The organism is Prevotella illustrans (assembly GCF_017426725.1).
GTDB classification, from domain to species: Bacteria; Bacteroidota; Bacteroidia; order Bacteroidales; family Bacteroidaceae; genus Prevotella; species Prevotella illustrans.
Genome location: NZ_JAERMS010000001.1, coordinates 156875 through 168217 on the forward strand (window position 1 = coordinate 156875; position 11343 = coordinate 168217).

The 11343-nt window shown below is 55.0% G+C and carries 7 protein-coding genes; 4 read left to right on the forward strand and 3 right to left on the reverse strand.

Annotated features, from left to right (window positions below; translation table 11 throughout):
• Positions 1-2: 2 nt before the first annotated feature.
• A complete protein-coding gene (locus tag JHU38_RS00530) occupies positions 3-3269 on the forward strand; it encodes a S41 family peptidase (RefSeq protein ID WP_107581542.1) in 3267 nt (1088 codons plus the stop codon).
• 7 nt (positions 3270-3276) lie between these two features.
• On the opposite strand, the gene JHU38_RS00535 is transcribed toward JHU38_RS00530, so the two are convergent.
• A complete protein-coding gene (locus JHU38_RS00535) occupies positions 3277-3900 on the reverse strand; it encodes an RNA polymerase sigma factor (RefSeq protein ID WP_107581541.1) in 624 nt (207 codons plus the stop codon).
• Positions 3901-3951: 51 nt separating this feature from the next.
• Positions 3952-4773 (reverse strand): alpha/beta hydrolase, encoded by an 822-nt coding sequence (locus JHU38_RS00540; protein ID WP_107581540.1) that lies wholly within the window; start codon positions 4771-4773, stop codon positions 3952-3954.
• A 141-nt stretch (positions 4774-4914) separates the two neighbouring features.
• Here JHU38_RS00540 and JHU38_RS00545 point away from each other — a divergent pair, with 141 nt between their 5' ends.
• Positions 4915-6327, forward strand: coding sequence for a sialate O-acetylesterase (locus tag JHU38_RS00545; protein ID WP_232369783.1), 1413 nt, complete (start codon positions 4915-4917; stop codon positions 6325-6327).
• Positions 6328-6869: 542 nt separating this feature from the next.
• Here JHU38_RS00545 and JHU38_RS00550 read toward each other — a convergent pair.
• The gene (locus JHU38_RS00550) at positions 6870-8504 is read right to left on the reverse strand and encodes a DUF6377 domain-containing protein (RefSeq protein WP_107581538.1); all 1635 of its coding nucleotides are present in this window, start codon (positions 8502-8504) and stop codon (positions 6870-6872) included.
• Positions 8505-8796: 292 nt separating this feature from the next.
• Here JHU38_RS00550 and JHU38_RS00555 point away from each other — a divergent pair, with 292 nt between their 5' ends.
• Positions 8797-9768, forward strand: coding sequence for a BACON domain-containing protein (locus JHU38_RS00555; protein WP_232369784.1), 972 nt, complete (start codon positions 8797-8799; stop codon positions 9766-9768).
• Between the two features lie 13 nt (positions 9769-9781).
• Positions 9782-11341 carry a BACON domain-containing protein gene (locus JHU38_RS00560; RefSeq protein WP_232369785.1) on the forward strand — a complete coding sequence of 520 codons (1560 nt, stop codon included), beginning with the start codon at positions 9782-9784 and terminating at the stop codon, positions 11339-11341.
• Positions 11342-11343 lie beyond the last annotated feature (2 nt).

Genomic DNA, 11343 nt, shown 5'->3' on the forward strand with positions numbered 1-11343 from the left:
TTATGTCTAAACTACATCTTTCTCACAAGGAATCCTTGTTTGGCAAGCGATTCCTGACGGCAGTCTCCCTGTCGGCTGTCGTCTTGTGCGCAGTGGGCCAATCGAGGCCGCTCTGGATGCGCAATGGTGCCATCTCGCCCGACGGGCGGACAATCGCCTTTTCCTATAAGGGTGACCTCTACACGGTGCCTTCCGCCGGTGGCGAAGCCCGTCAGTTGACTTCTAACGCGGCCTACGACTCCTATCCCGTATGGAGCCCGAATGGGCAGAAAATCGCCTTTTCATCGGCTCGCGAAGGCAGTCTGGATGTTTTTCTGATAGCCCGCGAGGGCGGCACGCCCGTTCGGTTGACGACCGACAGTGGCAATGAAACGCCGTTGGCTTTCACCGACGACACGCATGTGCTGTTTGAAAGCTCCGGCATGCCATCGCCCCAGAATATCATTTTCCCCGGCGGCTCCTTCTCGCAGGTATATCAGGTGGAGACGACCGCCGGCTGCCGCCCCCGTATTTTCTCCGAAATCTCCATGCCGGGACTTAGCGTCAATAAGGACGGGGCCGTGCTCTATCACGACGTGAAAGGCTATGAGGACGTCTGGCGTAAGCATCACACGTCGCCCATCTGCCGTGACGTATGGCTCAAACGGGATGGAAAATTCACCAAACTGACCCATTTCATCGGCGAGGACCGCAACCCTGTGTGGGGAGAGGGCGACACCTATTATTATTTAAGCGAGGAAGACGGCACCTTCAACGTCTTCAAGAATAACCTGAGCGGTACGGCCAAGCGCCAGCTCACACATTTCAAGGGCAATCCCGTTCGCTTCCTGACCCGTTCGAACGATGGGATCCTGAGCTTCGGCTATGATGGTGAGCTCTATACCCTGCGCGAAGGACAGCAGCCCCGACGTGTGGAAGTCACCGTGACAGCCGACCGCAACGACCGTGACTTGCAGCGTCAGGTGCTTCGCGGCGGCGCCACCGAGATGGCCCTGTCGCCCAACGGCAAGGAGATCGCCTTCATCCTGCACGGAGACGTCTACGTCACGTCGGTAGAATACGCCACCACCCGCCAGATCACCGACACGCCCGAACAGGAGCGCAGCGTCGATTTCGCGCCCGACGGCCGCAGTCTGGTCTACGCCAGTGAGCGCAATGGCCTGTGGCAGATTTACCAGAGCACCATCAAGAACAAGAAGGACGATCTCTTCACCTATGCTTCCGAGATAGTAGAGGAGCAACTCGTCAAGAGCGACAAGACAAGTTTTCAGCCCGTTTACAGTCCCGATGGCAAGAGCGTGGCCTATCTCGAAGACCGTACTACGCTGCGGGCCGTCGACGTGAAGACGCACGCGCTGCGCACCCTTATGGACGGCAAGTACATGTATAGCTACAGCGATGGCGACCAGTGGTTCTCTTGGAGCCCCGACAGCCGATGGCTGCTGGCCAGCTACATCGGCAACGGCGGCTGGAACCACGGCGACGTGGCCTTGGTGCCGGCCGATGGAAAGGGTGAAATCCGCAATCTCACCAACAGCGGTTACAACGACGGCAATGCCAAGTGGGTGCTCGGAGGCAAGGCCATGGTCTTCGAGAGCGACCGGGCAGGCTATCGCAGCCACGGATCGTGGGGCTCCGAGCGCGACGCTTACATCATGTTCTTCGACCTCGACGCCTATGAGCGGTTCAAGATGACCAAGGAAGAATACGCGCGTTGGAAGGAAACGAGCGAAGCCGAGAAGAAAGAGGCCGAGAAACGAGAAAAGGAGGAGGCCAAACAGGCCAAGGACAAGAAGAAAAATCCCAACGCCGTGAAACCTGAAAAGGTGGAGCCGTTGCAGCTCGACCTTGAGAATTGCCGCGACCGCGTGGTTCGGCTGACGGTGAACTCGTCGCATTTAGGCGACTTCCTGCTCAACAAAGAGGGCGACGCCATCTATTACCAGGCCCGTTTTGAGGGCAGCGCCGACCTCTGGAAGCACAGCCTGCGCGAGGGCAGCACCGTAATCGTGGCCAAGGGTATCGGCGGAGGAGGCATGATAGCCGACAAGGATTTCAAGAACATTTATCTCTGCGGTGGCGGTATCAAGAAGTTCGACGTGGCCACAAACACCATCAAGACCGTCGATTTCGAAGCCCGTTTCAACTATCGTCCCTATGCCGAGCGTGCCTACATGTTCAACCATGTCTGGCAGCAGGTGAAGGATAAGTTCTACGACCCGAAGCTGCACGGCGTCGACTGGGACGGTTATAAGAAGACCTACGAGCGCTTCCTGCCCTATATCAACAATCGTTACGACTTCCGCGACATGCTCTCCGAAATGCTGGGTGAGCTGAACGCCTCGCACACCGGCGCCCGTTTCTATTCCTATGGCACCAACCTTCGTACAGCCGCGTTGGGTCTTTTCTTCGACGACAGCTATACGGGCGACGGCCTGAAGATAGCCGAAGTCATCAAGCGCGGCCCCTTTGCGGTGCGCGATACGAAAGTGAAAGCCGGTGATATCATCGAGGCCATCGACGGCGAAAAGATTCTGGCCGGAAAAGATTACAACTATATGCTCGACGGCAAGGAGGGCAAAACCGTTCGCGTCACGGTGAGAAGTGGCGGCAAGCAACGCGACATCGTCATCAGGGCCATCGGCAAGGGCGCTCAGAATAACCTGCTCTATCAACGTTGGGTAGATCGCAACCGGGCGCTGGTCGACAAATGGTCGAACGGGCAGCTGGCCTATGTCCACGTGCGGGCGATGGATAGCGAGAGTTTCCGTACCGTCTTCCGTGAGCTTCTCTCCGACAGCTGCCGGCAGAAGAAAGCCGTCATCGTAGACGAGCGCCACAATGGTGGCGGATGGCTCCATGACGACCTCTGCACGTTTCTGGGTGGCAAGCAGTATCAGAGCTTCGTGCCCCGCGGACAGTTCGTCGGCTGGGATCCTTGGAACAAGTGGGTGAAGCCCAGCTGCGTACTCATCTGCGAAGACGACTATTCCAACGGCCACGGCTTCCCCTTTGTCTATAAGACACTGGGCATAGGCAAGCTCATCGGCGCGCCCGTAGCCGGCACGATGACGGCCGTGTGGTGGGAGTCGTTGCTCGACAACCAAATGGTCTTCGGTATTCCGCAGGTAGGCTGTGTGGATATGAAGGGGGTGTATGGCGAAAACAACACCTTACAGCCCGACATTGAGGTCTACAACACCCCGGAAGACTACCTCAGCGGTAACGACGCCCAGCTCCGCCGCGCCGTCGAGGAAATGCTCAAGTAGCCATACGTCAACACGTGGCGCCCCACCAGGCGGCCAACATCGAAAACAATGGATTTCGAAGTTGGCCGCCTTTTTTACGCAAAACCATGATGGCACGATAGACGAGCTTGCGCACCGACCCTACCTGCAGGCCCATCAGCGCGGCTATCTCCTCGTAATCCATGCCGTGCATATAACGAAGATAAACGGCTTCGCGTTGCCGGTCGGTAAGCATGGCCATGAGACCGGCAATCGTAGCGGCCACTTCCCGACGTTGTTCGTCGCCGATCATCGTGTCGAGAACCGTCACTTCGGTGGTGAAAGGCAGTTGACCCACTTCACGGTCCGACAGCTTGGCGGCTTTCTTATGCACGTTGAGCATGGCGTTGCGGAACGACCGGAAGAGATAGGCGTTGAAATCGGTCACTCCGGCCAACCGCCGGCGCTTCATGTAAATCAGACAGAACACGTCATGAACGGCGTCCTCGCAAGTCTGCGGGCCGAAGCCCATGCCGCGGCCGTAGCCCATCAACCCGTCTACGGACAGGAAATAGAGAGACGAAAAGGCCTCGTCTCTAACTTCTTCGTCCGCGCTGTTCAGGAACATCTTCCAATAAAGTTCCAACTGTCGATGTCGTTTTTCATTGCCCATGGTCGACGGTATAGATTACGAAATGCCATTGGCGGCCGTTGATGTCTTGGCTCAGAAGGCGCGCAACCAGCTTTCCAGCTCAAGCATCAGCAGGTTATGGTAGCGGAAACCGGGCAGAATGCCCCAGCCGTGGCCGCCCGACGGATAGACGTGAAGAGAGGCCGGGACGTCGTGGCGATAAAGTTCCGTGTAGTAATTGACGCCATTGGCGGGCATCACGACATGGTCGTCATCGCTCAGGGCTATCCAGGCCCGCGGCGTCACGCGCGTCACCTGCAGGTCGTTGCTGTAAAGGCGCTCGTCTTTCTTCGTAGCGCTCTTACCCAACAGATTGTCATGACTGCCCTTGTGGGTGAATGCCGGATCCATCGTTATGACGGGATAGAAAAGTATCTGGAAATTGGGCTTGGCGTCACCACGGCTGTGTGTGGCCAGCGTCGACGCCAGATGGCTTCCTGCCGAGAAGCCCATAATGCCTACGTCGTCACGGTTTATATTCCAGCGGGTGGCGTTGCGGCGTATCAGTTTCATGGCTTCCTCGGCATCGCCGATGGCCACTTCCTTCACGCCGTGGGGCATGCGATACTTCAAGACGACGGCCGCAATGCCCATGTTGTTGAGAAAGCCGGCCCAGTCGGTACCTTCCTTCGCCAGCGCCAGACTGGCATAGCCGCCGCCGGGACAGATGAGTACGGCCCGGCCCGTAGATTTCCGGGGCAAAAAGACGTACACCTTTGCCGTGTCAGCAGCGTCGCCGCTCATGACGGGGGCGCCCTGGGGCCACAAATTCAGTTCGAAAGAACGTTGAGCCAGGGCCGGAGAGACCGCCAGAAGCAAAACGCAAATCATCATCAGTTGTTTCAATTTCTTCATATTCTGTTAGCTTTTAGTCTCATTTTCAATCATTTAGTTGCAAAGATAAATAAAAAATCGTAATATTGCATAGCTAAATAAACGAAACCGACCATGTTAAGACGTTATTTAATGCTTTCTTTCTGCGCTTTGGCAGCCCTTATGTCGACAGCTAAAGTGCGACTTTCCCATCTGATCAGTGACCACATGATTCTGCAACAGCAGACCGACGTCTGCCTTTGGGGTTGGGCACAGCCGGGACAAACCGTTAAAGTGACGACGCGTTTCTTCGGCAAACCGGTCACGCAACTGGCCAAAGCCGACACCAAAGGGCAGTGGCTCGTCAGCGTGAAGACGCCCAAAGCGGGCTACAAGCCTTATACCATCACTTTCGACGACGGGCAGAGCATTACAACCGTCAGCAACGTATTGGTGGGCGAGGTGTGGGTGTGCGCTGGACAGAGCAATATGGAAATGCCGATGAAAGGCTTTGTCAACTGCCCGATAGAAGGTTACAACCAAGAGGTGGTGGAAGCACGCCGGCACAAGGCCATCCACTACGTCAAGATACCCGGCAGAATGAGCATGACACCACAGGCCGACGCCGACTGCCAATGGTCCGAAATCAATCCGCAGACCATCGGTGATTGCTCGGCCACGGGCTATTTCTTTGCCCAAACGGTAAACCGGACCCTCGATATCCCCGTGGGACTGGTATTGGCTAACAAGGGCGGCACGCGTATCGAGAGCTGGCTCGACCGCGACTATCTGAAAAAACATACGCAGGAGCCACTCGATTCCATGGCTATGGTCAAGCGTTTTGCGAGCGATTACCACCGTCCGCTGCTCTGGGGCAACGGCACTTTCGCCCCCATCCTCAACTATACCGTCAAAGGAATACTCTACTACCAGGGCTGTTCCAACGTGGGCGACCCTGCCGGGCAGTACACCCAACGGCTCCAAGCCCTCGTAGAGCAGTGGCGCCGCGACTTCCGACAGGGGCAGCTGCCCTTCTATTTCGTGCAGATTGCTCCCCACTGGTACGACAACCGCGACGGCGACTGGGGAGCGAAACTGCGCGAACAGCAATACAACGCGTCGCTCGTCATTCCCAATAGCGGCATTATCTGCACCGACGATCTGGTTTATCCCTACGAAAGCAAGCAGATTCATCCCGCCCGGAAACGGCAGGTGGGCGAGCGATTGGCCTTTCAGGCCCTCAATAAAACCTACGGAATGAAAGAGATATGGTGCGAAAGTCCGTCGTTCAAGTCGATGACCATCTACAACGACACGTGTTATGTGCGCCTGCAAAACCTCTACGGAGCCATCAGTCGCTTCAACGACATCGATGGATTTGAGGTGGCCGGCGCCGATAAAGTGTTCCACAAGGCCAAAGCCTGGCACTATTGGATCTCGCAACCCGACCCTCGCAACGATGCCATCGCCGTATTTTCGCCCGACGTGCGGCAACCGCTCTACGTGCGTTATGCTTTCCGCAACTGGGGCTACGGCAACATGAAGAACGGCGCTTTGCTGCCGCTCTTCCCCTTCCGCACCGACAAAGACGAATAATTTAGTTACGAGCTTTCGGTAAACGAACAGCCAACCTCTTCATTCCACCAGAGCGTTATTCATCACGTTCCGCGTCTTTATCTACTTGTATCTGATTAGACTGCTAAAAATAGAACAAAGAATGAATGTTTCTTGACCGTTATATTCTGTTTTTGGCAGCTTTGCTTACGTTTCAATGAAGAATGTTAAAACGTTCGGAATTATCTTGACAAATGCTTGCGAATGGCTGCGTTATTCTCAAACAAAAAGATATCGGGACGAAAAATCGGGAAAATGACCGATTTTATAAAGCATTGATTATCAACTATCTATATTTTCCAAAGCAATCAATACGACTCTTTAAAGGCCTAAAAGCAACCCTTTGACCGTGCAATCGCACTGCTTTTAGCGGCTAAAAGCAGTGCTTTGGCCCGCTAATAGTTATGCTTTTACAAGATAAAAGCACAGAAAATGGCCACAGCCAAGCCGATTTAACCTTCAAACAGCTCATAAACAGCCTTTTTATTTCCTGAATGGCATGGTCCGGAAGTGTTAAAATATTGTCATTTTTTTTGATAGGTTTTACACAGCCCCCTCACATCTTCCTTGATGGTATCCTTCGAAATCACCTTGGTGCGGAACTCCGAACGACGGTTGTAGACGGTCTGTGTGGAAGCGAAGAGCAGATAGGCGATCTCCGTGCTGTCGTTCACGCCCAGACGGTTGAGCGCCACGATACGCTGCACGGTGGTCAGCGTGGCCTTTTTAGCGACGGGTATGCGGTGCTCGGGCAGCAACAGCGCGTTCAGTTCCTCACGGAACGTGGGATAAAGTGCCAGGAAAGCCTGGTCGAAATGCTTCAGAAAGGTGGCGCTCTCCTCGCTGCTGACCCGTGCCGAGGAGAAATGACTCAACAGGTCGGTGGCCTGCCCGGCCTTAATTTTACGCGTGACAAGCGTCTGCTGCCGGTTGAGTTTCTCAATATATTGAGCACAAAGGTCGATATAGAGGGTGGCCAGGTCTTCCCGTTTATCGTTTGTATCAAGAAGCCGGCCATTGGCATGCTCAAGCTTTTCATTGAGCAAAGTGAGCTGCCGGTTATAATCGGCCAACTCACGGCGATGGCGTTTCAGCTGCTGATTCTTGCGATAGATGAGCCATGCCGCCAGCAACAATGCCAACAGCAATACGATTGTACCGACGAGTGCCATCACCAAATTCTCCTTTCGGGCGTTGAGCTGACGCTTGTAAGCCTCAAGGATGGGTGGCAGCGACTGCGAAACCTCGATGAGCCGCAAGCGGTTGTTGTAGCTCTTGGCGTCGTTGAGCGCCGCGTTGATATATTTCTCTGCCACGATACTGTTGCTCGAATCCATCGCCATGAGGTATTCGGCCAACTGTTTGATGGCCGAATTCTCCCGTGTACAGGCCAACAGGTCGCTGCGGGCCGCCTCTGTCATATAGCGGATAGCCCGTTGGCGTTGGCCTGCCTTCCAGCAATTCTTGGCATAAGTGAAGCAGCTGCGAGCATAGTAGCGATCAGTGGGTGGGAAACCGGCTATACACTTCAAGTAATAACGATTGGCCACCGCTACGTTATGGAGCACCTCGATATTATATTTAGCCTGATAAAAATCATACTCGGGCGTACCCGGTTTCAAATAAGCAATGTAGCGAACAAGCCATTCATGCGATTTTTCCCGATGAAATGGGGTAAATTCAGGGTCGCGAGCATAGCTCTCCCAAAAGCGAAACAGATCGGCCATCGCCAGCGCGTAGTCCTTCCGGTTGTCCAAACTCATGCTATCGGGACGCATCCGGAGCAACAGATGGTATGAAATGTCATACAAGCCCCCTATCGACAGAATGCGTGCCTTGGCTATCGTGAAATGGTGAAGATAATCGGTGTCGCCCGATTCGCCGGCCAACTGAATGCCTCGGTCGGCATAGGCCTTGGCCGAATCATACTGAAAAAAGAGATATTCCCGCACCAAGCGCCGGCAATCGTCCAGCCTCGAACGAACATTCCGGGAGAGAAAGAAATGGGCACGCTGCCGACTGACGCGCTCTTCTTTCTGCGCCACGATTACGTTTTTACGAGCCAACGTCTGATCAAGATGAAGCAATACACTTTCGTTTATCGCCCAACCAACCCGCGAAAACGAAAATAAGAAAAGAAACAAAACCGCTTTTTTCATTACGTAACAAACTTATTGACGCAAAGATAATGATTAATTTATAATTCAATACTACCTACCTACATTTTTCTATAAAATTTATAACTGATTGATTTCCAATATTTCACAAATCAGTATCACATCTTCTATTTACCAAGTCGTTACCAGCATATTCGCGCTACACGCTATTTTTGTATATTTGTAGAACGCAAAACAACCCTTTCGTTTGAAACCGGAAAAACATCCGACATACTCAAAGGCTGTTACTGACGACCAACGCGTACATTCTAAAAACCTATTCATATTATTGACAATGAGCAAAACAAAATTGACCATGGCCTTTGCCTGCTTGTTCGCTCTGCTGACAGGAGTTTCCTGCACTGCCGACGACAAGGCCGACGAGGCCTTGCCCCGACTCCAGGTGAGCCAGGCGCGCTATGAAGTGGCACTCCCCGGCACGATGCGGGACGGGAGCGTGCCCGAAATCCGCGTGATAGCCAACAAAGGCTATCGGATAATGAGCAGCCAACCGTGGCTGAAAGTGGACAAGGCAGAGGGCACCGGACTGACCGACGTGAAGATTCTGTGCGACAGCAACCTGACGGGAAGCGTGCGCGAGGGCGATCTCACCGTGACGAGCCACGACCTTCAAGAGACCATTCATGTGATCCAGACGCTTTACGACCCGTCTAACATTGTGGAACCACGCACGTTCTACAGCGAGGACTTCGACTGGTCGCTGCCCATCGCCGAAGCCAACGGCCTGAAAGATCCCGTCGGCGGCGACGACGGCTACACCCGCATGAGCGTGACCGACGCCAAAGTGCTCGACGCTTGGAAAGCCAGTGGACTGACCGACTGGTATCTGACGGTGGTGAATCACAGTGGCGCCAACAAGATCAGCATTCAGAAGGGCTACCTGCACTTCAATTCCAACAGCTATTTCAACACGGGTGTCATCCTGCCTGCTCTGCAAGGAACGACCGGTGGCAGCGAGGACGTCGACGCCACGCTCACCTTCCGGATGTGTCCCGATGGCTCGGGACCCGACAACGTGCCCGCCGTGGTGGAGATTATCGCCGGTCCCGGCTCGTTCTCGGCCGACAAAGACCAGCCCGTCGCCGAAGCGTTCTCCCTGATATACGGACGACAGTGGAAGGAATTCTCGTTCAACCTGTACGGAATCACGACCGACACACGGATCGCCATTCACACGACAGCCCCGAATACGCAGAAGTACTGCCGCTGGTTCCTCGACAACCTGTTGCTGAAAGAAATCAAGTAAAGACACGCGCATCATGAAACATCGAATCAATATCAACACCTGCCTCATGGGAATCCTCCTTCTGGCAGCCTCCACATGGCTCTGCGCATGCCGCAACGAGACCGACATGGAAACCTTTCTCACGGCCAGCGAAGCCGACATCCTGCTCCAGGCCGACGGTCTGACGGACAAAGGACAGCCCGGCGAGTTTGAGTTGGGCAGCAACCGAAGTTGGAAACTGACGAGCAAACCCGAGTGGGTGACGCTCAATCACGAGAGCGGCGTGCGCGGACGACAGAAAATCTACGTGTCGGCCGCCAAGAACACGACCGGCGAAGACCGTCAGGGATTCTTGGAATTTGAGCTTGACAACGGCCAGCCAGAGCAGGTAGCCGTGTATCAATATCGCCTGGCGGAGAAGATAAAGGTGGACAAAACCGAGTTTGCCGTCAATCTTCTGGGACTCGGCGAGGACGGCAAAGCGTCCGTTGTGGCCATCAGCAGCAACTACGTATGGTCGCTGACCGCCGACGAAGGCTCCGAATGGATAGAGCCGTCGGCCAAAGCCGGCGACGCGGGAGAGGCCACCGTAACGCTGCAAGTGAAAGCCAACGACACGAAGGCTGACCGCCAAGGACGGCTGACCTTCAAGGCGGGGAAGACCGTTATCGGCATTATCGTGAGTCAGGCTGCCGTCGCCTTCGACATTCCCATAGCCACGCTGACGCTCAGTAAGAGCGGTAAGGAGACCATCAGCGGCGACAATGGCGTGATAGACATCGACGCGCTCGAAGAATGGAGCGTGACCGACAAGGCCGACTGGCTGACCTGCAGTCCCATGACGGGCAAGGCCGGCAAAACGAAGATGACCGTCACGGCCACCCTCAACACGGGAGAGCCACGCGAGGGCACGATAACGCTCCGGTCGGAACACGGCGTAGAGGCCACGCTGGTCATCAAACAGGACAATAAGGTGACGCTCAAGCCCGACGACAAGCCCGAGGGGCACGTCTATTTCAGCGAGCCTTTCGACTGGGCACACCAGATAGCGCTACTCTATCCCGATCATTGTCAGGACCAGGTGGGCAGCATCGGCGGCAGCGCCGGCAACACAATCCCCATCTATTCCAACGCCGACGCCAAGCATCTCTTCGACCAGACGCTTGAAGACCTCGTCCCGGGCGGCAAATGTATTTACATCGCCGACGGCTATATCAAGCTGGGTCGCGGCAACAACCAGACCGGCGTGGTCATCAAAAAGGCGCTCGACATACCCGAAGGGCGCATGGCCGACGTAGAAGTGAGCTTCGACATCGCCGACAACAAGCAGGACCCGACGGTCGTCGTGGTGGAAATCAGCGGCGACGGACAGATCGTCGACGGCGTGTCGGCCACCAAGAGCCACGACATCATGCCCATCAAGAATACCGATCCCGGCAAGCCGTGGCAGTGGTCGCGCGACCAGAAGGTGCGCATCAAGGGCGTGACGGCCGACACCCGCATCTCCATCCACTCCAGACAGATGGGCCTCAAGGGCTACTATCGCTGGTTCTTGGATAACATCAAGGTAACTCGTATCACGACAAACAAGTAAAA